Origin of the sequence: Enterobacter huaxiensis, assembly GCF_003594935.2 — a bacterium.
GTDB classification, from domain to species: domain Bacteria; phylum Pseudomonadota; class Gammaproteobacteria; order Enterobacterales; family Enterobacteriaceae; genus Enterobacter; species Enterobacter huaxiensis.
The window spans coordinates 105429-130852 of sequence record NZ_CP043342.1 but is presented as its reverse complement, the minus strand read 5'-3'; the positions used below and the strand labels follow the sequence as shown (position 1 = coordinate 130852).

The 25424-nt window shown below is 56.8% G+C and carries 24 protein-coding genes; 15 read left to right on the top strand and 9 right to left on the bottom strand.

Annotated features, from left to right (window positions below; genetic code table 11):
* The first annotated feature begins 22 nt into the window (after positions 1–22).
* From waaA to coaD, 3 genes are read left to right on the top strand one after another with little or no spacing between them, the layout of a single operon-like run.
* Positions 23–1297, top strand: coding sequence for a lipid IV(A) 3-deoxy-D-manno-octulosonic acid transferase (gene waaA, locus D5067_RS00630; protein ID WP_119936362.1), 1275 nt, complete (start codon positions 23–25; stop codon positions 1295–1297).
* Positions 1297–2067: a glycosyltransferase family 2 protein gene (locus D5067_RS00625; protein ID WP_119936363.1), complete on the top strand. Its 771-nt coding sequence runs from the start codon at positions 1297–1299 to the stop codon at positions 2065–2067. Before waaA ends, D5067_RS00625 begins: the two co-directional genes overlap by 1 nt.
* A gap of 3 nt (positions 2068–2070) precedes the next feature.
* A complete protein-coding gene (coaD, locus tag D5067_RS00620; RefSeq protein WP_119936364.1) occupies positions 2071–2550 on the top strand; it encodes a pantetheine-phosphate adenylyltransferase in 480 nt (159 codons plus the stop codon).
* 2 nt (positions 2551–2552) lie between these two features.
* Here the strand turns inward: coaD and mutM are convergent, their stop codons facing one another.
* The 4 genes from mutM to radC form a co-directional block, all read right to left on the bottom strand.
* A complete protein-coding gene (gene mutM, locus D5067_RS00615; RefSeq protein WP_119936365.1) occupies positions 2553–3362 on the bottom strand; it encodes a bifunctional DNA-formamidopyrimidine glycosylase/DNA-(apurinic or apyrimidinic site) lyase in 810 nt (269 codons plus the stop codon).
* Positions 3363–3434: 72 nt separating this feature from the next.
* Positions 3435–3602: a 50S ribosomal protein L33 gene (rpmG, locus tag D5067_RS00610; protein WP_003024094.1), complete on the bottom strand. Its 168-nt coding sequence runs from the start codon at positions 3600–3602 to the stop codon at positions 3435–3437.
* Between the two features lie 19 nt (positions 3603–3621).
* Positions 3622–3858 carry a 50S ribosomal protein L28 gene (gene rpmB / locus D5067_RS00605; protein ID WP_002436699.1) on the bottom strand — a complete coding sequence of 79 codons (237 nt, stop codon included), beginning with the start codon at positions 3856–3858 and terminating at the stop codon, positions 3622–3624.
* 218 nt (positions 3859–4076) lie between these two features.
* Positions 4077–4742, bottom strand: a complete 666-nt coding sequence (gene radC, locus D5067_RS00600; RefSeq protein WP_119936366.1) for a RadC family protein — start codon at positions 4740–4742, stop codon at positions 4077–4079.
* 172 nt (positions 4743–4914) lie between these two features.
* On the opposite strand from radC, the gene coaBC reads away from it, so the two are divergent.
* The 3 genes from coaBC to slmA all read left to right on the top strand — a co-directional run bounded on the left by coaBC (position 4915) and on the right by slmA (position 7278).
* The gene (gene coaBC / locus D5067_RS00595; RefSeq protein WP_119936508.1) at positions 4915–6126 is read left to right on the top strand and encodes a bifunctional phosphopantothenoylcysteine decarboxylase/phosphopantothenate--cysteine ligase CoaBC; all 1212 of its coding nucleotides are present in this window, start codon (positions 4915–4917) and stop codon (positions 6124–6126) included.
* On the top strand, positions 6104–6562 hold the full coding sequence (dut, locus tag D5067_RS00590) for a dUTP diphosphatase (protein ID WP_015570042.1): 459 nt from the start codon (positions 6104–6106) through the stop codon (positions 6560–6562). Before coaBC ends, dut begins: the two co-directional genes overlap by 23 nt.
* Before the next feature lie 119 nt (positions 6563–6681).
* Complete coding sequence (slmA, locus tag D5067_RS00585; protein WP_119936367.1) at positions 6682–7278, top strand: nucleoid occlusion factor SlmA; 597 nt, start codon at positions 6682–6684, stop codon at positions 7276–7278.
* Positions 7279–7361: 83 nt separating this feature from the next.
* Here the strand turns inward: slmA and pyrE are convergent, their stop codons facing one another.
* Positions 7362–8003 (bottom strand): orotate phosphoribosyltransferase, encoded by a 642-nt coding sequence (gene pyrE / locus D5067_RS00580; protein ID WP_119936368.1) that lies wholly within the window; start codon positions 8001–8003, stop codon positions 7362–7364.
* Positions 8004–8071: 68 nt separating this feature from the next.
* The gene (gene rph, locus D5067_RS00575) at positions 8072–8788 is read right to left on the bottom strand and encodes a ribonuclease PH (RefSeq protein WP_119936369.1); all 717 of its coding nucleotides are present in this window, start codon (positions 8786–8788) and stop codon (positions 8072–8074) included.
* 124 nt (positions 8789–8912) lie between these two features.
* On the opposite strand from rph, the gene D5067_RS00570 reads away from it, so the two are divergent.
* A complete protein-coding gene (locus D5067_RS00570; RefSeq protein ID WP_119936370.1) occupies positions 8913–9776 on the top strand; it encodes a YicC/YloC family endoribonuclease in 864 nt (287 codons plus the stop codon).
* Between the two features lie 207 nt (positions 9777–9983).
* Positions 9984–10601 carry a trimeric intracellular cation channel family protein gene (locus D5067_RS00565; RefSeq protein WP_119936372.1) on the top strand — a complete coding sequence of 206 codons (618 nt, stop codon included), beginning with the start codon at positions 9984–9986 and terminating at the stop codon, positions 10599–10601.
* On the opposite strand, the gene ligB is transcribed toward D5067_RS00565, so the two are convergent.
* Positions 10598–12268, bottom strand: a complete 1671-nt coding sequence (gene ligB / locus D5067_RS00560) for an NAD-dependent DNA ligase LigB (protein WP_119936373.1) — start codon at positions 12266–12268, stop codon at positions 10598–10600. The two genes, D5067_RS00565 and ligB, sit on opposite strands and share 4 nt — an antisense overlap.
* 251 nt (positions 12269–12519) lie before the next feature.
* Between ligB and gmk the strand changes: the two genes are divergently transcribed.
* Genes gmk through recG form a run of 5 tightly spaced genes read left to right on the top strand, consistent with a single transcriptional unit; the run spans position 12520 to position 18386 of the window.
* Positions 12520–13143: a guanylate kinase gene (gene gmk / locus D5067_RS00555; RefSeq protein WP_119936374.1), complete on the top strand. Its 624-nt coding sequence runs from the start codon at positions 12520–12522 to the stop codon at positions 13141–13143.
* Between the two features lie 54 nt (positions 13144–13197).
* Positions 13198–13473, top strand: coding sequence for a DNA-directed RNA polymerase subunit omega (gene rpoZ, locus D5067_RS00550; protein ID WP_000135058.1), 276 nt, complete (start codon positions 13198–13200; stop codon positions 13471–13473).
* 19 nt (positions 13474–13492) lie between these two features.
* Positions 13493–15607, top strand: a complete 2115-nt coding sequence (spoT, locus tag D5067_RS00545; protein WP_119936375.1) for a bifunctional GTP diphosphokinase/guanosine-3',5'-bis pyrophosphate 3'-pyrophosphohydrolase — start codon at positions 13493–13495, stop codon at positions 15605–15607.
* A gap of 4 nt (positions 15608–15611) precedes the next feature.
* Positions 15612–16301, top strand: coding sequence for a tRNA (guanosine(18)-2'-O)-methyltransferase TrmH (trmH, locus tag D5067_RS00540; protein WP_119936377.1), 690 nt, complete (start codon positions 15612–15614; stop codon positions 16299–16301).
* A 3-nt stretch (positions 16302–16304) separates the two neighbouring features.
* The gene (recG, locus tag D5067_RS00535) at positions 16305–18386 is read left to right on the top strand and encodes an ATP-dependent DNA helicase RecG (protein WP_119936378.1); all 2082 of its coding nucleotides are present in this window, start codon (positions 16305–16307) and stop codon (positions 18384–18386) included.
* 3 nt (positions 18387–18389) lie between these two features.
* Here the strand turns inward: recG and gltS are convergent, their stop codons facing one another.
* Positions 18390–19592, bottom strand: a complete 1203-nt coding sequence (gene gltS, locus D5067_RS00530) for a sodium/glutamate symporter (protein ID WP_119936379.1) — start codon at positions 19590–19592, stop codon at positions 18390–18392.
* A gap of 223 nt (positions 19593–19815) precedes the next feature.
* Here gltS and D5067_RS00525 point away from each other — a divergent pair, with 223 nt between their 5' ends.
* Positions 19816–21207 carry a nucleobase:cation symporter-2 family protein gene (locus tag D5067_RS00525; RefSeq protein ID WP_119936380.1) on the top strand — a complete coding sequence of 464 codons (1392 nt, stop codon included), beginning with the start codon at positions 19816–19818 and terminating at the stop codon, positions 21205–21207.
* Between the two features lie 119 nt (positions 21208–21326).
* A complete protein-coding gene (locus D5067_RS00520; protein WP_119936381.1) occupies positions 21327–23021 on the top strand; it encodes an AsmA family protein in 1695 nt (564 codons plus the stop codon).
* 84 nt (positions 23022–23105) lie between these two features.
* On the opposite strand, the gene yicI is transcribed toward D5067_RS00520, so the two are convergent.
* Complete coding sequence (gene yicI / locus D5067_RS00515; protein ID WP_119936382.1) at positions 23106–25424, bottom strand: alpha-xylosidase; 2319 nt, start codon at positions 25422–25424, stop codon at positions 23106–23108.

Sequence of the window (25424 nt, the reverse complement as noted above, 5' to 3'; positions counted from 1 at the left end):
AACTAAAAAAACGGATAATCGCTTGGAATTGTTGTATACCGCCCTGCTCTACATCATTCAGCCATTAGTGTGGCTGAGACTGTTGCTTCGTAGCCGTAAGGCCCCTGCGTATCGAAAACGCTGGGCTGAACGCTATGGCTACTGCCGCAATAAAGTCACCCCGGACGGTATTTTGCTGCATTCCGTTTCTGTTGGTGAAACGCTGGCGGCGATCCCGCTGGTTCGCGCCCTGCGCCACCGCTACCCGTCGCTGCCGATCACCGTCACCACCATGACGCCAACCGGCTCTGAGCGCGCGTTATCCGCTTTCGGTAAAGACGTTCAGCACGTCTATCTGCCTTACGACCTGCCCTGTGCCATGAACCGTTTCCTGAATACCGTTCGCCCTAAGCTGGTGATCGTCATGGAAACCGAGCTTTGGCCGAATATGATTTCCGCCCTGCATGCCCGAAAAATTCCGCTGGTGATTGCCAACGCGCGCCTGTCAGAGCGCTCGGCGAAAGGTTACGGCAAGCTGGGTAAATTCATGCGCCGACTGCTGAGTAAAATCACGCTGATTGCCGCACAGAACGAAGAAGATGCGGCGCGTTTTGTTGCCCTCGGCCTGAAACGCAACCAGCTTGCGGTAACGGGTAGCCTTAAATTCGATATTTCGGTTACGCCTGAACTCGCCGCCCGCGCGGTGACGCTGCGCCGCCAGTGGGCCCCGCGCCGCCAGGTCTGGATTGCCACCAGCACCCACGACGGCGAAGAAGAGATTATTCTGCAAGCCCATCGCAAGCTGCTGGAAAAATTCCCCGACTTGCTGCTTATTTTGGTTCCCCGTCATCCGGAGCGTTTTAAAGATGCCCGCGATATGGTGCAGAAAGGCGGTTTCAGCTTCACCCTGCGCAGCACCGGTGAGATCCCCTCTAACAGCACTCAGGTGGTAATTGGCGATACGATGGGCGAACTGATGCTGCTGTACGGCATTGCCGATCTCGCCTTTGTGGGCGGCAGCCTGGTAGAGCGCGGCGGTCATAACCCGCTGGAGCCTGCAGCGCACGCCATTCCCGTGCTGATGGGGCCGCATACGTTTAACTTCAAAGATATCTGCGCTAAATTGCAGCAGGCCGACGGCTTAATTACCGTGACCGACGCGGATTCGGTGGTCAAAGAGATATCTACCCTTCTGACCGACGAAGACTACCGCCTGTGGTACGGTCGCCACGCCGTTGAAGTGCTGCATCAGAATCAGGGCGCACTGACCCGTCTGCTGCAGCTTCTGCAACCTTATCTGCCTCAGCGGAGCCACTAATGTCACAGCGTCTGTCGGTCGTGATGATCGCCAAAAACGCCGCCGACCTGCTTCCGGACTGCCTGGCCTCTGTCGCCTGGGCCGACGAGATTGTTCTGCTTGATTCCGGCAGCGAAGATAATACGGTGGACGTTGCCCGTGCGGCGGGCGCAAAAGTTTATACCGATACCGACTGGCAGGGCTATGGCATTCAGCGCCAGCGCGCGCAGGGCTATGCCACCGGCGATTACGTTCTGATGATCGACACCGACGAGCGCATCACACCCGAACTGCAGCAGGCCATTCAGGCGGTGCTCGCCGCGCCTCAACCCGGCGCGGTCTACAGCATTGCGCGGCGTAACTATTTCCTTGGCCGCTTCATGCGCCATAGCGGCTGGTATCCTGACCGCGTGATGCGCCTGTATGAGCGCGAGCGTTATCAGTACAACGACAATCTGGTGCATGAATCCCTGAGCTGCGATAGCGCCCAGGTGATCCCCCTGACGGGCGACCTGTTGCACCTGACCTGTCGGGATTTCGCGAGCTTCCAGCGTAAACAGCTCAACTATGCCACCGCATGGGCGCAGGAGCGTCACCAGCGCGGCAAGAAGGCCACGCTCACAGGTATCTTTACCCACACGCTGGGGGCATTCCTGAAAACGCTGCTGCTGCGGGGTGGCGTGCTGGACGGGAAGCAGGGTTGGTTACTGGCCGTGGTCAACGCGCAGTATACTTTCAACAAATACACCGAGCTGTGGGCGCTCTGCCGCGGCTACTCAGAGAAAACGTGAGCCATGAGCACAAAAGCGATTTATCCGGGTACCTTCGATCCCATCACTAACGGTCATCTTGATATCATCACCCGCGCGGCGTGCATGTTCGACAAGGTGATTCTGGCGATTGCCGCCAGCCCCAGCAAAAAGCCAATGTTCGACCTGCCCGAGCGCGTTGCGCTTGCTTGTGATGCAATCTCCCATCTGCCGAATGTTGAAGTCGTCGGGTTCAGCGACCTGATGGCGAATTTTGCCCGCGCTCAGCAGGCCAATATTCTGATCCGTGGTTTACGCGCGGTGGCAGATTTCGAGTATGAGATGCAGCTGGCGCATATGAATCGCCACCTGATGCCCGATCTGGAAAGCGTGTTCCTGATGCCTTCCAAAGAGTGGTCGTTTATCTCTTCCACGCTGGTGAAAGAGGTGGCGCGTCATCACGGCGATGTGACCCACTTCCTGCCGGTCAACGTCCACCGGGCGTTAATGGAAAAGCTGAAGTAGCCCTACTTCTGGCACTGACGACAGTAGAACGTGGCGCGCTGGGCGTGTTTCGTCGCGATAATGGGTGTGCCACACACTCTGCACGGCTCGCCTTTTCGGCCGTACACCTGCAGCTCCTGCGCAAAATAGCCCGGCTTACCGTCGCTCTGCAGGAAGTCCTTCAGCGTGGTTCCCCCCTGCTCAATTGAGCGCAGCAGCACCGCTTTAATGACCCGAACCAGCAGCTCGCACTCCTGCGCTGACAGCGAAGAGGCCAGCCGATCGGGATGGATCCCGGCCGCAAACAGCGATTCGCTGGCGTAAATATTCCCTACGCCGACCACCAGCTTGTTATCCATCAGCCAGGGCTTGATTGGGGTTTTCTTTTTCGCGCACTTCTCTTTGAGGTATTCCGCATTAAAGGCCTCTGAGAGCGGCTCTGGCCCCAGATGCGCCAGTACACTGTGCCCTTCCAGCTCTTTGGTCCACAACCATGCGCCAAAGCGCCGTGGGTCGGTATAGCGCAACACTTTGCCGTTGCTCATCACCAAATCAACGTGGTCATGCTTTTCAGCCGGCAGCTCTTCGGTAAGGATACGCAGGCTTCCGGACATGCCCAGATGGATGATAATCCAGCCATCTGGCAGCTCCAGCAGCAGGTATTTCGCGCGGCGCTGCACGCTGAGAATGGGTTTGTCGCTTAACGCGTGGATCTCATCGGATACCGGCCAGCGGAGGCGGCCATTACGTACAACAGCATGAAGAATGGTCGCGCCGACCAGATGCGGCTCAATGCCGCGGCGGCTGGTTTCTACCTCTGGTAACTCAGGCATGTTTCCTCCATTGAGATGCAGAATGCAAAAAACCCCGCAGTTGCGGGGTTTTTCAATACAAGGAGTCTAAAATTATTTAATTTTAGCTTCTTTGTACAGTACGTGCTGGCGTACAACTGGATCGAATTTTTTCAGTTCCAGTTTTTCCGGCTTAGTACGTTTGTTCTTCGTGGTGGTGTAGAAGTGACCTGTACCAGCAGAAGAAACCAGCTTGATTTTCTCGCGAATACCTTTAGCCATGATTTATTTCCTTAAGTACTTAGTACTTTTCGCCACGGGCACGCAGTTCGGACAGAACTGTATCGATGCCTTTCTTATCAATAACACGCATACCTTTAGCAGATACACGCAGGGTGACAAAACGCTTCTCGCTCTCAACCCAGAAACGGTGAGAGTGCAGGTTCGGCAGGAAACGGCGTTTAGTCGCGTTCAGTGCGTGGGAACGGTTGTTACCGGTCACCGGACGCTTGCCAGTAACTTGGCAGACTCGGGACATGTCTATTCTCCAAAAATCAAATTAGCTCGAGCTTCGTATGGGGTATCGGCGCCTCGTCAGGCTTTACAGCCCGGTCATCGCATAGTTCTAAGTGAACTCTCGATTGCCAGGCCCAAATGCCAAACCCGAGATTCTCAAAGGTGGCGTAGTATACGCTGACTCGGCGGTGTGCTCAAGTCCCGAACAGACAAAGATCCCGATGGATCGCGAGAAATGGTCTAAATCCAACCACGTTCTGCAAAAGAAATGTACTCTCCGCGGCCAATTATCACATGGTCCAGCACACGAATGTCCATGAATTGACAGCATTTGATAATGCGCTCGGTGATTTCTTTGTCCGCTCTGCTCGGTTCCGCACAGCCGGAGGGGTGATTATGCGCGAGGATCACGCCGGCTGCATTCACTTTTATCGCTTCCCGCACAATTTCTCGCGGATGAACCTCAACATGGCTCAGCGTGCCCGAGAAAAGGTGGCTATGTTTCAGTATCTTGTTGCGGCTATCAAGAAAGATCACCATAAAGATCTCGCGTTCGGCATCTGACAGCTGGCTTTGCAAAAATTCCAGCGTCATACCGGGTGAGAGTATCGGATCTTCTTCCTGTATGCGCACGTTGTAAAAACGGCGAGCCAGTTCAGCAATGGCCCGCAGCTGGGCATGCTTCGCGACGCCAATTCCATTGACGTGCTCGAACGCCTCCAGCTCAGCCGTCAGCAAGCCATGCAATGAACCAAAATGCGCGATGAGCTCTTGTGCCATCGTGAATACGGGTTTTCCCGGCGTCCCGGTGCGCAAAAAGAGCGCCAGCAGCTCGTCATCTCTCAACAAGGTGACGCCATAGCGCAGCAATTTTTCACGCGGTAGCAGCAGTTCAGCCTCTTCCATGTCACTCTCCTTCTGTCTGCCCCCATGCTGCCACAGGCACGTTGGCCTCTCGACGCTTGCTTTTCATTCTTGCGTAACGCCTCGCAAAGAGGACAACGGACAAAATAACCCCGTTTTTGGGATTGTGATAAAATGCCCGCTCTCTGGTGAAACCCAACAGGAAAGAATCATGATGAGCCTGGCCGGTAAAAAAATCGTTCTTGGCGTAAGCGGCGGTATTGCCGCCTATAAAGCGCCGGAGCTGGTGCGTCGTCTGCGCGAGCGCGGGGCCGACGTGCGGGTCGCGATAACCGAAGGTGGCAAAGCCTTTATCACCCCTCTGAGCCTGCAGGCCGTTTCGGGATATCCGGTCTCTGACAGCCTGCTTGACCCGGCAGCAGAAGCAGCAATGGGCCATATCGAGCTTGGGAAATGGGCAGACCTGGTCATACTTGCCCCCGCCACGGCAGATTTAATCGCCCGTGTGGCCGCGGGTATGGCGAACGATCTGGTCTCGACCATTTGCCTGGCCACGCCCGCCCCCGTCGCCGTTGTGCCCGCCATGAACCAGCAGATGTACCGCAATGCCGCCACTCAGCACAATCTGGAGACGCTGGCCTCTCGCGGCCTGCTGATTTGGGGGCCAGACAGCGGCAGCCAGGCCTGCGGTGACGTAGGCCCTGGCCGTATGCTTGACCCGCTGACTATCGTCGATATGGCCGCAGCCCATTTTTCGCCTGTCAACGATCTGCAACATCTCAACATCATGATTACCGCGGGCCCAACGCGCGAGCCGCTGGATCCGGTGCGTTACATCACCAACCACAGCTCCGGTAAAATGGGGTTTGCGATCGCTGCCGCAGCGGCAAAACGCGGTGCGAACGTCACGCTGGTGAGCGGGCCTGTCCTGTTGCCTACCCCGCCGCTTGTGCAACGCATTGATGTGACTACCGCGCTGGAAATGGAAGCCGCCGTACAGGCTCACGCGCAAAAGCAGCAGATTTTTATCGGCTGTGCAGCCGTGGCGGATTACCGGGCTGAGACGATTTCTGACGCCAAAATTAAAAAGCAAGGTGATGAATTAACGATAAAAATGGTGAAAAACCCGGATATCGTTGCCGGTGTCGCCGCACTGAAAAGTCACCGTCCCTACGTTGTTGGGTTTGCCGCAGAAACGAATAATGTGGAAGAATATGCCCGGCAAAAACGTACCCGCAAAAACCTCGATTTGATTTGCGCGAACGACGTATCGCTGGCCACACAAGGATTTAACAGCGACAGCAACGCACTGCACCTTTTCTGGCAGGATGGAGATAAAATCTTACCGCTTGAGCGCAAGGAACTCCTGGGCCAACAATTACTGGACGAGATCGTTACCCGTTATGATGAAAAAAATCGACGTTAAGATTCTGGACCCGCGTGTTGGTGAGCAATTCCCGCTGCCGACCTATGCCACCTCCGGCTCTGCCGGTCTTGACCTGCGCGCCTGTCTCGATGACGCCGTAGAGCTGGCGCCGGGTGCAACCACCCTGATCCCAACCGGTCTGGCGATTCACATTGCTGACCCGTCACTCGCGGCAGTGATCCTGCCACGTTCTGGTCTGGGCCATAAGCATGGCGTCGTGCTGGGTAACCTGGTCGGCCTGATCGACTCTGATTACCAGGGTCAGCTGATGGTGTCCGTCTGGAACCGCGGTCAGGACAGCTTCACGATTGAGCCTGGCGAGCGTATTGCACAAATGGTCTTTGTACCGGTTGTGCAGGCAGAATTTAACCTGGTGGCAGACTTTGATGCCACCGACCGTGGCGAAGGCGGCTTCGGCCATTCCGGGCGCAAATAGTCGCCCGACAGATACGCATCTCACAGCGCCATAATGCAATAACAAACCGCAAACGTTAGTTTGCGGTCGCTGTGTGGATGCCAGCCTGGCAGTGCTTATTTTCAGGGGTATTTTGTAACATGGCAGAAAAACAAACCGCGAAAAGGAATCGTCGCGAAGAAATACTTCAATCTCTGGCTCTGATGCTTGAATCCAGCGATGGCAGTCAACGCATCACCACCGCAAAGCTGGCCGCTTCTGTAGGCGTGTCGGAGGCGGCGCTGTATCGTCATTTCCCGAGCAAAACCCGGATGTTCGACAGCCTGATCGAGTTTATCGAAGACAGCCTGATCACGCGCATCAACCTGATTCTGAAAGACGAAAAAGACACCACCGCGCGTCTGCGTCTGATTGTATTGTTGATTCTGGGCTTTGGTGAGCGCAACCCGGGCTTGACCCGTATCCTGACCGGCCACGCCCTGATGTTTGAGCAGGACCGCCTGCAGGGCCGCATCAACCAGCTTTTTGAGCGTATCGAAGCCCAGCTGCGACAGGTGCTGCGCGAGAAGAAAATGCGTGAAGGAGAGGGATACACCGTCGATGAAACGCTGCTGGCGGGCCAGATCCTGGCATTTTGCGAGGGTATGCTCTCCCGCTTTGTGCGCAGCGAATTCAAATACCGTCCAACGGACGATTTTGACGCCCGCTGGCCGTTAGTGGCTGCTCAGTTGCAGTAACACCGTTGCCGGATGGCGGCTTCGCCTTATCCGGCCTACGAAACGCGCAGGCCCGGTAAGCGAAGCGCCGCTGGGCAATTCAGTTACACGCCAAACTCTTCGCGATACTGACGTACCGCTGCAAGATGGTCCGCCATCTCCGGCTTCTCTTCCAGATAGGCAATCAGGTCTTTCAGGGTGATGATGGATGTCACTTTGCAACCGTAATCACGCTCGACTTCCTGAATAGCGGAAATTTCGCCGCGTCCACGCTCCTGACGATCCAGAGATATCAACACGCCTGCGAGCGTCGCAGCATGAGCCTGGATAATCTCCATAGATTCACGAATTGCCGTGCCCGCAGTGATCACATCATCCACCAGCATGACGCGGCCCTGAAGCGCACTACCGACCAGGCTGCCGCCTTCACCGTGGGTTTTGGCCTCTTTACGGTTAAAGCAGTACGGCACGTCGCGGTCGTGATGTTCGGCCAGCGCTACTGCTGTGGTCGTGGCGATCGGAATACCTTTGTAGGCCGGACCAAACAGCAGGTCGAAATCAATCCCGGAATCCACCAGCGCTTCGGCATAGAAACGGCCTAACAGTGCCAGATCGCGCCCGGTATTAAACAGCCCAGCGTTGAAGAAATAGGGGCTCTTACGCCCGGATTTCAGCGTAAATTCGCCAAACTTAAGTACCTGCTTGTTAAGCGCAAACTCAATAAACTGGCGCTGATACGATTTCATGGATTTGCTCCTTTGGTTTTTACGGTCTTACAGGCAAAAAAAAGGCGACTCATTGGTCGCCTTTAAAATCAATTTTCTAACGCCGCTTTCTGCGTCGTTACAATGGATTCGATTCCCCCTCGGGCCAGCGCCAACAAGGTAAGAAGCTCTTCGTGGGTGAACGGCTCGCCTTCTGCCGTGCCCTGTACCTCAATGATACGACCGTCTTCGGTCATTACCACGTTCATGTCGGTCTCGGCTGCGGAATCCTCAACGTATTCCAGATCGCAAAGAGCTTCACCGTTAACGATACCCACGGATACGGCTGCAACCATCCCTTTCATAGGATTATTTTTCAGCTTGCCGGCAGCAATCAGCTTGTTCAGGGCATCGGCCAGTGCCACACATGCACCGGTAATGGATGCCGTGCGCGTGCCGCCATCAGCCTGAATGACGTCGCAGTCCAGGGTGATGGTGAATTCGCCAAGGACTTTGAGGTCAACGGCTGCACGCAGTGCACGCGCGATCAGACGTTGAATTTCCATGGTACGGCCGCCCTGCTTGCCCTTCGCCGCTTCACGGGCGTTACGGGTATGTGTCGCGCGCGGCAGCATGCCGTACTCAGCGGTGATCCAGCCCTGGCCCTGACCTTTCAGGAAGCGCGGAACGCCTTCTTCGATAGAGGCGGTGCACAGAACCTTGGTGTCACCAAACTCAACCAGCACGGAGCCTTCAGCGTGTTTTGTATAGTTACGGGTCAGGGTGACGGGACGCACCTGATTGGCGCTACGACCTGATGGACGCATGATGGATTCTCCGGCTTGAAACGAATGTGGCTGCGCATTATACGGATTAAACGTGCTTATTCCTATCCTGACAAAGCCCTGAAAGCTATAATCCCCCATCTCTCCTTTAAAAACGGGAATGTCTATGATCCGCAGTATGACCGCCTACGCCCGGCGTGAAATCAAGGGTAGCTGGGGTAGCGCTACCTGGGAAATGCGCTCGGTAAACCAGCGCTATCTGGAAACGTATTTCCGTATGCCGGAGCAGTTCCGCAGCCTGGAGCCCGTGGTGCGTGAGCGTATTCGTTCTCGTCTGACGCGCGGTAAAGTGGAATGTAACCTGCGCTTTGAGCCGGATGCCAGCGCGCAGGGTGAACTGATCCTCAACGAAAAGCTGGCGAAACAGCTCGTGAACGCGGCGAACTGGGTCAAAATGCAGAGCGATGAAGGCGAAATCAACCCGGTTGATATTCTGCGCTGGCCTGGCGTCATGGCTGCCGGTGAGCAGGATTTGGATGCCATTGCTACTGAGATCCTTACCGCCCTTGACGGCACGCTGGACGACTTCATCGTTGCTCGTGAAACCGAAGGCCAGGCGCTGAAAGCCCTGATTGAGCAGCGCCTTGAAGGCGTGAGCACCGAAGTGGCTAAAGTCCGCACCCATATGCCGGAAGTGCTGCAATGGCAGCGCGAGCGCCTGGTGTCCAAACTGGAAGAAGCGGAAGTCCAGCTGGAAAACACGCGTCTGGAACAAGAGCTGGTGCTGATGGCCCAGCGCGTAGACGTAGCCGAAGAGCTGGACCGTCTGGAAGCGCATGTTAAAGAGACCTACAACATTCTGAAGAAGAAAGAAGCCGTGGGCCGCCGCCTCGACTTTATGATGCAGGAGTTCAACCGTGAGTCGAACACCCTGGCGTCCAAGTCGATCAATTCTGACGTCACCAACTCGGCAATTGAGCTGAAAGTACTGATTGAGCAGATGCGCGAGCAGATCCAGAATATTGAGTAATGCCTGTTTTGGGTGGCGTCCGATAGCGCCACCCATTATTATTTCTAATCCTTATCTTTGGGCATTTTCATACCTTACCGCCGTACATCAGCATTATTCGACTCGCGTTAATAAAATTTAATAGGGCAAACCTGCTCACCTTAGAAAATCTCAATCGCGATCGCGCGCACAAATAGCTAACCTTCCCGCGTTCACACCGGAGGGTATATGTTGCTTCACGTTCTTTATCTGATTGGTATCACCGCAGAAGCCATGACCGGGGCGCTTGCGGCCGGGCGTCGCCGCATGGACACCTTCGGCGTGATTATCATTGCCACCGCGACCGCGCTTGGCGGTGGTTCCGTACGTGATATTCTGCTGGGGCACTACCCGCTTGGCTGGGTTAAAAACCCTGAATACGTCATTATCGTGGCGACTGCCGCCGTGTTAACCACCATTGTGGCTCCTGTTATGCCTCACCTGCGCCGTCTGTTCCTCGTACTGGATGCGCTTGGGCTCATCGTTTTTTCAATCATCGGTGCGCAGATTGCGCTCGATATGGGCGAAGGTCCGGTTATCGCGACTATTGCCGCGGTGATAACAGGCGTGTTTGGCGGCGTGCTGCGCGACATGTTCTGCAAGCGCATTCCGCTGGTCTTTCAGAAAGAACTGTATGCCGGTATCTCCTTCGCCGCAGCGGTGCTCTACGTTGCCCTTCAGCACTATGTGTCCAACCATGATGTGGTGATCATCTCCACGCTGCTGTTTGGCTTTACCGCACGCATGCTCGCCCTGCGGCTGAAGCTCGGGCTCCCCGTATTCCACTACAAGCACAACGCACACTAAAATCCGTTGATATGCTGGTCAGCTAGCCACTTTGCCAGCGCATCAACCTGAGGCGCGTGCATCCAGCTGATGATTTGCCGCGCTTTCTCCTTACCTGTTCCGGGCAAGGTTTGCCAGTCAGCGGCACTGCGCTGGTTCATCCCATGCCAGGACGTCGCACCGGCAGCATTCAGCGTGGTTTTAGACAGCGGAACGCCCATCGCAACTATCCAGCGAATGAAGGGGTGCTTGCGTACCAGATTAAATTGATGCCAAAGCGCCAACCCGCGCGTGGAGGAAAACCCCGGGGTGGCTTGCAGCTGCGCTTGCGTTAAGAGCAGCCACGAAAAAATATGTTCAAAATGGTGCGCATTCCAGAGCGCACGCCATCCCGATTCTCCTACCCCGTCAATACCCAGCCCCTGCCTGGAGCCGACCCACGTCAAGCGGGCAAAGAATTGCTCCATACATTCCGGAGAGGCATAAAAACAGCTTAGCGAATGATATTGTGGAGACGGAGGCTGCGGCTTTTGCCGCTCAGCGCTTCGCCACACCACCTCATCAAGCCGGGGGATCCCTTGCCCGGCCAGGCTCACCAGGATTTGATCGCCAGGGGCAATATCGAGCCGCTGCCAGCGACCCACTGACCCCAGGCTGACTCTCTGTACGCGCTTATCATCAATCTGCACAGGTTCAAGGACGGCCACGACGGAGACCTTCCCCGTACGGCCCACGGCAAACTGAATGTCCCTCACCCCGGCAACCTGTGAAACCGGCGCATATTTCCATGCGACCACCCACTGTCCGTCACCGGGTAACCAGCTGTCGCCGGGTGGCTCATCCGCTGAACGCACGACGATGCCATCGGTCACAAATGGCAAAGCCGAGGTTTGCCACCGGGCGCGCTGTTTTTCTACCTCATCAACGGAATGCACCGGTAGCGTGAAGCGAGCGGTTAAATCAAACCCTGCTCTCGATAACTCGCTGAGATGTTGTTGCATCGTTTTTGGGCCGTCTGGCCAGGCCCAGAGGAAAACGCCGATGTTGCTCAGTAAAGACCTGTCGGTTTGCCGCATCATGGTGCCTGCGACTTTAGCTCGCGCATTCATCCCGCCCATTTTCTGCTGAATATGGTTATCACTCAGCAGGAAAAGCTCTCCTTGCAGCACGCTGTTCGCAAGCGCACCTTTCAGGTTTTTGGGTACCGACGGTATCGAACGTACCTGTTCTGTCCAGTCTTCACCTTTTATTCCATCACCGCGGCTGATCGCCTGGGATAGCGTCCCGTTTCGGTAGACTAACGTCACCGCGACGCCATCCACTTTGGGCTGTACCCAGAGGTCATGACGCGCCTGCATCCACTGGCGCAGCTCTTCCTTACCCACCACCTTATGCACTCCCGTATGGGCAACAGGATGTGTTACCGTCCCGCCCAGGGCAGGCAGCATGCTTTCTGATATGTCGTAACCAAAACAGCGCTGCCACTGCTTTAACCGGGCATTGAGCCGATCGTAAACGTCATCGCTTACCTCGCTCGTACCTTGTTTCCAGTAAGCATCATCCCAGCGTTTAATTTGCGCGCTTAACGTCGCAATCTCTTTGTCCGCTTTTGCCTGCGACCAAACCGGGCACACCGCCGCGCCATAACCGCACCAAAACAGCATCAAACCGCTTAACCATCGCCACATCGCTACCCCTCCTTTGCATTGCAGGAGGTATACCCCGATGCCCCAAATGACGCTAACGACATCATTTCACTCCGCGAGGCGCTATCCAGCATTTATTTTTGTTGCTGAAAACCCCGGATAAAACCTGAAAACGGCACGCAAAATTTAATAATCCAGCTTAAAAAGTGTGACAAAGGCTACGTCACGGTGCGGCGACGTGTATAATAAGCCCGTATGTAGGACTTCTTCGTTAACACATACAAAAGACTCTCATGGCTCAAGGCACGCTTTATATTGTTTCTGCCCCTAGTGGCGCGGGTAAATCCAGCCTTATTCAGGCACTGTTAAAAACCCAACCGTTGTACGACACGCAGGTTTCTGTTTCTCACACCACGCGCCAGCCGCGTCCGGGTGAAGTGCACGGTGAACACTATTTCTTCGTCGATCACGATCAGTTCAGGGCGATGATTGGCAGAGACGCGTTTCTTGAACACGCGGAAGTTTTCGGTAACTACTACGGAACCTCGCGTGAAACCATTGAGCAGGTTCTGGCAACCGGCGTGAATGTCTTCCTGGATATCGACTGGCAGGGCGCAGAGCAGATTCGCAAGAAAATGCCTGATTCGCGCAGTATCTTTATTTTACCGCCATCGAAAGATGAGCTGGACCGCCGTCTGCGTGGCCGCGGCCAGGACAGCGAAGAAGTCATCGCAAAGCGTATGGAACAGGCTGTTGCAGAAATGAGCCATTACGCGGAGTATGATTACCTTATTGTGAATGATGATTTTGATGCCGCGCTGAGCGATCTCAAGACCATTCTTCGCGCAGAACGCCTGCGTATGAGCCGCCAGAAGCAGCGACATGACGCATTAATCACCAAACTGTTGGCAGACTGAACCCACTTTCAGTATCATGCCCAGTCATTTCTTCACCTGTGGAGCATTTTAAGTATGGCACGCGTAACTGTTCAGGACGCTGTAGAGAAAATTGGTAACCGTTTTGACCTGGTGCTGGTCGCCGCGCGTCGCGCTCGTCAGATGCAGGTAGGCGGTAAAGATCCGCTGGTACCGGAAGAAAACGATAAAACCACCGTTATTGCACTTCGCGAAATCGAAGAAGGTCTGATCAACAACCAGATCCTCGACGTGCGTGAGCGCCAGGAGCAGCAAGAGCAGGAAGCCGCAGAACTGCAGGCCGTAACCGCTATTGCTGAAGGTCGTCGTTAATTAAACCTGCGGGTCGCCCTTGTATCTGTTTGAAAGCCTGAATCAACTGATTCAAACCTACCTGCCTGAAGACCAGATTAAGCGTCTTCAGCAGGCGTATCTCGTTGCACGTGACGCTCACGAGGGCCAGACACGTTCAAGCGGTGAACCCTATATCACGCACCCGGTAGCGGTAGCCTGTATTCTGGCCGAGATGAAACTCGACTACGAAACGCTCATGGCCGCCCTGCTGCATGACGTGATCGAAGATACCCCCGCCACCTACCAGGATATGGAACAGCTGTTTGGCAAAAGCGTTGCCGAGCTGGTGGAAGGGGTCTCTAAGCTTGATAAGCTGAATTTCCGCGACAAGAAAGAGGCGCAGGCCGAAAACTTTCGCAAGATGATTATGGCGATGGTGCAGGATATCCGCGTCATTCTCATCAAACTCGCTGACCGTACCCACAATATGCGCACGCTGGGCTCACTTCGCCCGGACAAACGTCGCCGCATTGCCCGTGAAACCCTCGAAATCTACAGCCCGCTGGCGCACCGTTTAGGTATTCATCACATCAAAACCGAGCTGGAAGAGCTGGGCTTTGAAGCGTTGTACCCGAACCGCTATCGCGTGATTAAAGAGGTGGTGAAAGCCGCACGTGGCAACCGTAAAGAGATGATCCAAAAAATCCTCTCTGAAATTGAAGGGCGTTTACAGGAAGCGGGAATTCCGTGCCGCGTCAGCGGTCGCGAAAAGCATTTGTACTCCATCTACTGCAAAATGGTGCTCAAAGAGCAGCGTTTTCACTCGATCATGGATATCTACGCGTTTCGCGTAATCGTCCACGACTCAGATACCTGCTACCGCGTGCTGGGGCAGATGCACAGCCTGTACAAGCCGCGTCCGGGTCGCGTGAAAGATTACATCGCCATTCCCAAGGCGAACGGCTATCAATCTTTACACACCTCCATGATCGGCCCGCACGGTGTACCTGTTGAGGTGCAAATTCGCACCGAAGACATGGACCAGATGGCGGAGATGGGTGTAGCAGCACACTGGGCCTATAAAGAGCACGGTGGTGAAAGCAGCACAACCGCGCAAATCCGCGCCCAGCGCTGGATGCAAAGCCTGCTGGAGCTGCAGCAGAGTGCCGGTAGCTCGTTTGAATTTATCGAGAGCGTTAAATCCGATCTCTTCCCGGATGAGATTTACGTTTTCACACCAGAAGGGCGCATTGTCGAACTGCCTGCTGGTGCAACACCGGTCGACTTCGCTTACGCCGTGCATACCGATATCGGTCACGCCTGCGTGGGCGCGCGCGTCGACAGACAGCCTTATCCGCTGTCTCAGCCGCTCGCCAGCGGCCAGACGGTGGAAATTATTACCGCGCCGGGCGCACGTCCGAACGCGGCCTGGCTGAACTTTGTCGTGAGCTCCAAAGCGCGCGCCAAAATTCGTCAGCTGCTGAAAAACCTCAAGCGCGATGACTCCGTCAGCCTCGGGCGTCGTCTGCTCAACCATGCGTTGGGCGGTAGCCGCAAGCTGGCCGAAATCCCGCAGGAAAATATCCAGCATGAGCTGGAGCGTATGAAGCTCGCTTCGCTGGATGATCTGCTGGCAGAAATTGGCCTCGGCAACGCCATGAGCGTCGTGGTGGCGAAGAACCTGCAGCAGGCTGACACCACGTCCGTTCCTGCAGCGGCGCAAAGCCATGGCCATCTGCCGATCAAAGGTGCTGACGGGGTGCTAATCACCTTCGCCAAATGCTGCCGACCGATCCCAGGCGACCCGATTATTGCGCACGTCAGTCCCGGTAAAGGGCTGGTAATCCATCATGAGTCTTGCCGTAACATCCGTGGCTATCAGAAAGAGCCTGAGAAGTTTATGGCCGTCGAGTGGGACAAAGAGACGGCGCAGGAATTTATCACCGAAATTAAGGTGGATATGTTCAACCACCAGGGTGCGCTGGCGAACCTGACGGCAGCGATCAACACGGCCTCCTCCAATATTCAGAGCCTGAATACGGAAGAGAAAGATGGCCGCGTATACAGCGCCTTTATCCGTCTGACCGCCCGTGACCGTGTGCATCTGGCGAACATTATGCGCAAAATCCGCGTGATGCCGGACGTGATTAAAGTCACCCGAAACCGAAATTAGTGGTATGAATTCACAACGTTATGCTCGTATTTGCGAAATGCTCGCCAGGCGGCAGCCGGACCTGACGGTCTGCATGGAGCAGGTCCATAAACCTCATAACGTCGCTGCTATTGTCCGTACCGCAGACGCCGTAGGCGTGCATGAAGTGCACGCCGTCTGGCCAGGCAACCGCATGCGCAACATGGTTTCCGCTGCTGCAGGCAGTAACAGCTGGGTCTCTGTCAAAAATCACCAAACTGTCGGCGAAGCCGTATCGCACCTGAAAGAGCGCGGTATGCAGGTGCTTGCTACTCACCTCTCCGATAAAGCCGTGGACTTCCGCGAGATCGACTACACCCGCCCGACCTGCATTTTGATGGGTCAGGAGAAAACGGGGATCACGCAGGAAGCGCTGGATCTGGCGGATCGGGACATCATTATCCCGATGACCGGTATGGTGCAGTCCTTGAACGTCTCCGTTGCCTCCGCGCTCATTCTGTACGAAGCGCAGCGCCAGCGTCAGAACGCCGGAATGTACAAGCGCGCAAACAGCACGCTGCCGGAGGAAGAACAGCAGCGACTGCTGTTTGAAGGGGGTTATCCGGTGCTGGCACGCGTCGCGAAGCAGAAAAAATTGCCTTACCCCCACGTCAACGCGCAGGGCGAAATTGAAGCCGATGCCGAGTGGTGGTCCACCATGCAGTACGCAGGCTAACCCATGAAAGGCCGCCTGCTGGACGCCATACCGCTCAATACGCTGACCGGCGTAGGCGCGGCGCAAAGCAGTAAACTGGCGAAGATTGGCCTGCATACCGTGCAGGATCTCCTGCTGCACCTCCCCCTGCGTTACGAAGACCGCACCCAACTCTACAAAATTGGCGATCTCCTCCCCGCTATTTACGCTACCGTCGAAGGCGAAGTGCTGAACTGCAACATCACCTTTGGCGGGCGCCGAATGATGACCTGCCAGATTAGCGACGGCACCGGTATTCTCACCCTGCGCTTTTTCAACTTCAGCGCGGCGATGAAAAATAGCCTGGCGACGGGCCGACGCGTGCTGGCCTACGGGGAAGCGAAACGCGGGAAATTCGGCGCGGAGATGATCCACCCTGAGTACCGCGTGCAGGGCGACCTCAGTACGCCGGATCTGCAGGAGACGCTCACGCCGGTTTACCCGACGACGGAAGGCATCAAGCAGGCGACGCTGCGTAAGCTTACCGATCAGGCGCTTGAACTGCTCGATACCTGTGCCATAACCGAACTGCTGCCACCCGAGCTGGCGCAGGGGATGATGAGCCTGCCGGAGGCGCTCCGTACTCTGCACCGCCCGCCGCCCTCGCTGCAGCTTAGCGATTTAGAAACCGGCAAACACCCTGCCCAACAGCGTCTTATCCTTGAGGAATTACTGGCGCATAACCTGAGCATGCTGGCGCTTCGCGCTGGCGCACAGCGTTTTCATGCCCAGCCGCTAAGCCAGCGTGATGAGCTCAAAGATAAGCTGCTGGCCTCGCTGCCGTTTAAGCCCACCAGCGCCCAGGCGCGCGTCACTGCTGAAATAGAACGTGATATGGCGCTGGATGTCCCGATGATGCGCCTTGTGCAGGGCGACGTAGGTTCCGGTAAAACGCTGGTTGCCGCACTGGCCGCGCTGCGCGCCATAGCCCACGGCAAGCAGGTGGCGCTGATGGCACCGACAGAGCTGTTGGCCGAACAGCACGCCAATAACTTCCGCAGCTGGTTCGCGCCGCTTGGGGTTGAGGTAGGCTGGCTCGCCGGAAAGCAAAAAGGCAAAGCGCGCATTGCGCAACAGGACGCTATCGCCAGCGGCCAGGTGCAGATGATTGTGGGCACGCACGCCATCTTCCAGGAGCAGGTACAGTTCAACGGCCTTGCACTGGTGATCATCGATGAACAGCACCGCTTTGGCGTGCACCAGCGTCTGGCACTGTGGGAAAAAGGTCTTCAGCAGGGCTTCCACCCGCACCAGCTGATCATGACCGCCACGCCTATCCCGCGCACCCTGGCAATGACCGCCTACGCGGACCTGGACACCTCCACCATTGATGAACTGCCGCCTGGCCGCACGCCGGTGACCACCGTCGCCATCCCGGACACGCGCCGCAGCGAAATTATCGAACGCGTGCGCAACGCCTGTACCCACGAAGGGCGCCAGGCGTACTGGGTATGTACGCTGATTGAAGAGTCGGAACTGCTTGAAGCGCAGGCCGCCGAAGCAACGTGGGAAGAGCTGAAGCTGGCGCTGCCCGAACTGAACGTTGGCCTGGTGCACGGGCGAATGAAGCCCGCCGAAAAACAGGCGGTAATGCAGTCGTTCAAGCAGGGTGATTTGCATCTGCTGATCGCCACCACGGTGATTGAAGTGGGCGTCGACGTCCCGAATTCCAGCCTGATGATCATCGAAAACCCGGAGCGACTTGGCCTTGCACAGCTTCACCAGCTGCGTGGTCGCGTTGGCCGCGGTGCGGTCGCCTCCCACTGCGTGCTGCTCTACAAAGCCCCGCTCTCGAAAACGGCGCAGATGCGTTTGCAGGTGTTGCGCGACAGCAACGACGGTTTCGTGATTGCGCAAAAAGACCTGGAGATCCGCGGCCCGGGCGAACTGCTGGGCACGCGCCAGACCGGTAACGCCGAATTTAAAGTGGCTGATTTACTGCGCGATCAGGCCATGATCCCCGAAGTTCAGCGTCTTGCTCGCCATATACATGAACGCTATCCCGAACAGGCGGCAGCGCTAATTGAGCGCTGGATGCCGGAAACCGAGCGCTATTCTAACGCTTGAATATCAGCTGAACATGGGCAGCATCAGGTAAAGCTTGATGACTATCGCATTCACAATATCAATAAAGAACGCCCCCACCATCGGCACCACCAGAAACGCGATATGCGACGGCCCGAAACGCTCTGTGATGGCCTGCATATTTGCAATCGCCGTGGGCGTTGCTCCAAGGCCAAACCCGCAGTGCCCTGCCGCCAGGACCGCCGCATCGTAATTTTTACCCATCACCCGCCATGTCACAAAGATGGCGTAAAGCGCCATGAACAGGGTTTGTACCGCCAGAATGGCGAAGATTGGCAGCGCCAGTGAGGCCAGCTCCCACAGCTTGAGGCTCATCAGCGCCATTGCCAGGAAAAGCGATAAGCAGACGTTCCCCATGACCGACACCGCGCGATCAAAAACGCGATAAAAACCGGTCATCGCCAGCCCGTTGCTCAACACCACGCCGACAAAAAGTACGCAGACGAAGGTTGGCAGCTCCAGCACCGTACCTGACAGCCATTGTGCAATCGTCTTCCCCAGCGTCAGGCAGATAGCAATTAAGGCAATGGTCTCTATCAGCACCAGCGAGGAGATGGTGCGTTCGGCGTCCGGCTTTTCAAAAATGGTTGGCGCAACGTTATCGTCGGGAATGCCCTGCGGCGTGGGAGAGTGCTTCACCAGATAGCGGGCCACGGGCCCACCCAGTAGGCCGCCTAATATAAGACCAAAGGTGGCGCAGGCCATCGCCACTTCCATCGCATTTTCAAATCCGTACTGTTCAACAAACACCTCGCTCCAGGCGGCACCCGTACCGTGACCACCAAGCAGCGTCACAGAGCCGGCGAGCAGCCCCATCAGCGGGTTCAGGCCAAGGAGATACGCCATGCTGAGCCCAATTACGTTTTGCATCAGCAAAAGGCCGATAACCACCAGCAGAAAAAGGCCCAGCACTTTTCCACCGGAGCGCAGACTGGCCAGATTCGCATTCAGACCAATGGTGGCAAAGAATGCCAGCATCAGCGGGTCTCGCAGCGACATATCGAAATCAAATTCCAGGTCCATGCTCTTTTTTAAAATCAGTAGCGCAATGGCCACCAGCAAACCGCCCGCAACCGGCTCAGGTATGGTGTATCTCTTAAGCAACGAAATGCTGTGCACCAGCTTTCGCCCAAGCAGAAGTACCAGCGTTGCGGCAACAAGGGTGGTCAACGTATCGAGATGGATCATAGGTGGCTCCTGTTATGCGCACGCAGCCTGTTCACGCGGCATTCCCCTGGACAATTTTTGCTCATCATGAGCTCAATATTGAAAAGTGTAGGGGACTTTCTGACATCAACATGAGAAAAGCCATACCCCTATGGTGGCTATTACAATATTTTTCGCTGGCAATCGTTTGCTTTTACCAAGTGGTCAGATAAAATGCCCGCTTTTCACCCTGGGATTGCCGCCGATGTCCGTTAACACCGTAGAGTCTCCTGATGCGCAACCGGTTGCGCAGAAGCATAATAGCGAATTAATTTACCGCCTTGAAGATCGTCCGCCGCTGCCGCAGACGCTGTTCGCTGCCTGTCAGCACCTTCTGGCGATGTTTGTTGCGGTGATAACGCCAGCGCTGCTGATCTGCCAGGCGCTCGGGTTACCGGCGCAGGACACTCAGCACATCATCAGCATGTCCCTCTTTGCCTCCGGCGTCGCCTCTATTATTCAAATTAAAGCCTGGGGTCCGGTAGGGTCTGGATTGCTGTCGATTCAGGGTACCAGTTTTAACTTTGTCGCCCCGCTGATCATGGGCGGCACGGCGCTCAAAACCGGCGGCGCGGACGTCCCGACCATGATGGCGGCACTCTTCGGCACGCTCATGCTGGCCAGCTGTACAGAGATGGTGATTTCCCGCGTTCTGCACCTGGCGCGCCGCGTCATCACCCCGCTGGTCTCCGGCGTGGTGGTGATGATAATCGGCCTGTCGCTGATTCAGGTGGGTCTGACCTCCATCGGCGGTGGCTATGCGGCAATGAGCGACCACACCTTCGGCGCACCGAAAAACCTGCTGCTGGCAGGCGTGGTGTTGGCGATCATCATTCTGCTTAACCGTCAGCGTAACCCTTACCTGCGCGTGGCCTCGCTGGTTATCGCGATGGCGGCCGGTTACCTGATGGCCTGGGCGCTGGATATGCTGCCGCAAAATACCGCACCGACGAATGCCGCGCTAATCACTATCCCAACGCCGCTTTATTACGGCCTGGGCATTGACTGGAACCTTCTGCTGCCGCTGATGCTGGTCTTTATGATCACCTCTCTGGAAACCATCGGCGATATCACCGCAACCTCTGACGTCTCTGAACAGCCGGTGTCTGGCCCGCTGTATATGAAGCGTCTGAAAGGCGGCGTGCTGGCGAACGGTCTGAACTCGTTTGTTTCCGCCGTGTTCAACACCTTCCCGAACTCCTGCTTTGGCCAGAACAACGGCGTGATCCAGCTCACCGGCGTTGCCAGCCGTTACGTTGGCTTTGTGGTGGCGCTGATGCTGATTGTCCTCGGCCTGTTCCCGGCGGTGAGCGGCTTTGTGCAACACATTCCTGAGCCGGTTCTCGGCGGCGCGACGCTGGTCATGTTCGGCACCATCGCGGCCTCCGGCGTGCGTATCGTCTCCCGCGAGCCGCTTAACCGCCGCGCGATCATGATTATCGCGCTGTCGCTGGCCGTCGGTCTGGGCGTGTCTCAGCAGCCGCTGATCCTGCAGTTTGCGCCGGACTGGGTGAAAAACCTGCTCTCTTCCGGCATCGCGGCTGGCGGTATTACTGCTATCGTGCTGAACCTCGTTTTCCCGCCAGAAAAGAACTGATCCCCTTCAAGGCGGGCAGTCAATGCCCGCCGTGACATCTCTTTACACCATTCCCGCCTTGAGGATTGCGCATAAATCGTGCATAACTCCTTTATGTGCGTTTCACGGGATGGAAGACCATGAAATTTATTGGAAAGCTGCTCGTCTATCTTCTTATCGCCCTGCTCATTGTGGCACTGGCGTTTTATTTCCTGCTCCAGACCCGCTGGGGTGCGTCACAGGTCAGCAGTTGGGTTACGGTAAATACCGATTACGAACTGAATTTCGACCTGATGGATCACCGCTTTTCATCGCCTTCCCACATCATTCTGGAAAACGTCACCTTTGGTCGTGACGGCAAACCCGCCACGCTGGTCGCCAAAAAAGTCGATATAGGTTTAAGCAGCCGTCAGGTCACCGATCCGCTGCACATGGACACCATCACCCTGTTCGATGGCACGCTAAATCTCTCTCCGCAGACCGCGCCGCTGCCTTTCCAGGCCGACCGCCTGCAGCTGAACAACATGGCGTTTAACAGCCCGAACACCGAATGGGATCTCAGCGCGCAAAAGGTCACCGGCGGCGTCAGCCCGTGGCAGCCGGAAGCGGGCAACGTGCTGGGTAAAAACGCGCAAATCCAGATGAGCGCAGGCTCGCTCACCCTCAACGGCGTACCGGCCAGCAACGTCCTGATCCAGGGCCAGCTCAACGGCAAAGAGGTGGTGCTCAATACCATCGGCGCCGACATGGCGCGCGGCTCGCTCACCGGCTCCGCCCTGCGCAATGCCGACGGCAGCTGGATAATAGATTCCATGCGTTTGAATGATATCCGCCTGCAGAGCGATAAATCGCTGATGGATTTTTTCGCCCCGATCACCACGCTTCCTTCTCTGCAAATTGGACGTCTGGAAGTGACCGACGCCCGCCTGCAGGGACCCGACTGGGCGGTGACGGACCTTGATTTGAGCCTGCGCAACCTGACGCTGAGCAAAGGCGACTGGCAAAGCCAGGAGGGGCGTTTGTCCATGAACGCGAGCGAGTTTATCTACGGTTCGCTGCATCTGTTTGACCCGATCCTGAATGCGGAATTTTCTCCTCAGGGTATCGCGCTGCGCCAGTTTACCTCCCGCTGGGAAGGCGGCATGGTGCGCACCTCCGGTAACTGGCTGCGTGACGGTAAGGCCCTGGTGCTGGACGATGCCGCCATTGCCGGTCTGGAATACACGTTGCCTGACAGCTGGAAAAGGCTGTGGATGGATCAACTGCCGGAATGGCTGAACAGCGTCACCCTGAAAAAATTCGGCCTGAGCCGCAACCTGGTGATCGACATCGATCCCGTCTTCCCGTGGCAGATCACCTCCCTGGACGGCTATGGCGCAAACCTGCAGTTGGCGAAAGATCGCCAGTGGGGTATCTGGGGCGGCAACGCAACATTGAACGGTGCGGCGGCAACCTTTAACCGCGTAGACGTTCGACGTCCCTCGCTGGCGCTGAACGCCAATGCCGCAACGGTTAACATTACCGAGCTGAGCGCCTTTACCGAAAAAGGGATCCTTGAAGCCACGGGAACCGTCTCCCAGCTTCCACAGCGACAAACCACCGTGAGCCTGAACGGGCGCGGCGTGCCGCTTAACGTTTTACAACAGTGGGGCTGGCCAGCGCTGCCGATTACGGGCGACGGCAATATTCAGCTCACCGCCAGCGGCAGCGTGCAGGCCAGCGCCCCGTTGAAGCCAACGGTAAACGGCAAGCTGAGCGCGGTGAATATGAATAAACAGCAGGTGCAGCAGACGATGACGGGCGGGACGGTGTCGGCGGTGGCTCCGGCACAGTAAATAGCCGGGTGGCGGCTTCGCCTTACCCGGCCTACGATCCCCTGTAGGCCCGGTAAGCGAAACGCCACCGGGCATTTTTTCAGTTCAGAAGTGAACCACCACCTCATTCCCCTCCGCTTTCACCACCACGCCCCACTCGCTGCCCGCGTGTGAACCGCCCTTCACGCCGCTCACCTTCTGCACGTTACGCAAGCACACCGACCAGTTTTGCGCGTCTCCCGCGCCGGTGAAGGTCACGATGTCGCCCTGACGTGACGCCTTCAGCGTAAATGCCACGGAGCCGTCAGCCGCAGGCACTTCGCTGACCGCCGTTGCACCATCGGCCAGGTTAAACAGCTGGAAGGCGGTCTCCTCGTTCCACGCGTAGTCCGGCTTCTGGTTATTGTTACCCAGCGCCAGCAGGGTGTTATCGCGCACATAAACCGGCAGGCTCTGGAAATCATGCTGCTGTTTATGCCAGCGGCTGCCCTGAATTTCGTCGTTATGCCACAGATGCGTCCAGCGGCCTTCCGGCAGGTAGAACTGCACGTCGCCCGCCTCGGAGAACACCGGCGCCACCATCACCGAATCCCCCAGCATGTACTGGCGGTCGAGGTAATCGCACGCCGGATCGTCCGGGAACTCCAGCATCATCGCGCGCAGCATCGGCGTGCCGAACTCGCGGGCCAGCGCCGCCTGGCGATACAGGTACGGCATCATCCGGCATTTCAACTGGGTGAAGTGGCGCACCACGTCGCAGGACTCGTCATCGTACGCCCACGGCACGCGGTAGGATTTGCTGCCGTGCAGGCGGCTGTGGCTGGAGAACAGCCCGAACGCGCACCAGCGCTTGTAGACGTGCGCCGGGGCAGTATTTTCAAACCCGCCGATATCGTGGCTCCAGAACCCGAACCCGGACAGGCCAATCGACAGCCCGCCGCGCAGGCTTTCCGCCATCGATTCATAGTTGGCGTAGCAGTCGCCGCCCCAGTGAACCGGGAACTGCTGCGCACCGACGGACGCAGAGCGGGCAAACAGCACCGCCTCTTCTTCCCCCACCGTCTCTTTCAGCACGTTCCACACCAGCTCGTTGTAGATATAGGAATAGTGGTTATGCATCTTCTGCGGATCGGACCCGTCGAACCACTGCACGTCGGTCGGGATACGCTCGCCGAAGTCGGTCTTGAAGCAGTCGACGCCGATGTCCACCAGGCCTTTCAGTTTGTCGGCGTACCACCGGCACGCTTGCGGATTGGTGAAGTCGTATATCGCCAGCCCCGGCTGCCATTTGTCCCACTGCCACAGGGTGCCGTCCGGGCGCTTGAGCAGGTAGCCCTTCTCTTTCAGCTCCCGGAAGATCGGCGACTTCTGGCCGATGTACGGGTTAATCCATACGCAGACCTTCAGCCCTCTCTCTTTCAGGCGGCGGATCATCCCTTCCGGATCCGGGAAGGTCACCGGGTCCCACTCGAAATCGCACCACTGGAAGGCCTTCATCCAGAAGCAGTCGAAGTGGAAGACGTGCAGCGGCAGGTCGCGCTCGGCCATGCCGTCGATAAAGCTGTTGACCGTGGCTTCGTCGTAGTTGGTGGTGAACGAGGTGGTCAGCCACAGGCCGAACGACCACGCAGGCGGCAGCGCCGGACGCCCGGTGAACTGCATGTAGCGGTTCAACACCTCTTTCGGCGTCGGGCCGTCGATCACGAAGTACTCCAGATACTCGCCCTCCACGCTGAACTGCACTTTGGAGACCTTCTCGGAGCCAACTTCAAACGAGACGTTCTCAGGATGATTCACCAGCACGCCGTAGCCGCGGTTGGTCAGGTAGAACGGAATGTTTTTGTAGGACTGCTCGGTGCTGGTGCCGCCGTCGCGGTTCCAGGTTTCGACCGTCTGGCCGTTGCGCACCAGGGAGGTAAAACGCTCGCCGAGGCCGTAGACCGTTTCACCCACGCCGAGATCCAGACGTTCGAAGATATAGTTCCGGTCCGTATTGGTGTCCTGCACGTAGCCGTTGTTTTTAAGCTGGCTGCCGGTAATCCGCTGCCCGTTGCGCAGGAAGTCCAGCGCCCAGAACTCACCTTTCGTAACGCGTACGCTGACGTTGCCGCTTTTCAGCTCGGCATATTCCGCGTTGTTTTCACTCTCAACCTTCACGTCTTTCAGAACGTTCAGCGGATAGTGCGGGCCATTGTTCAGCGCGCCCTGGAAGTGCTCGATACGTACCCCGACAATCCCTTCCTGCGGGGCAAACAGGCGAACCGTAAACATCAACGTGTCGAGCTGCCAGGTGCGTTCGCGCACGTCGCGCGGCGCAACAAACACCACAAGGTCATTGCCCTGCTGCTCCACGTCGAACACCTGCACCGGATACGTCACGTTCAGGCCCGGCTGAATGAGCCAGTTTCCATCACTGATTTTCAT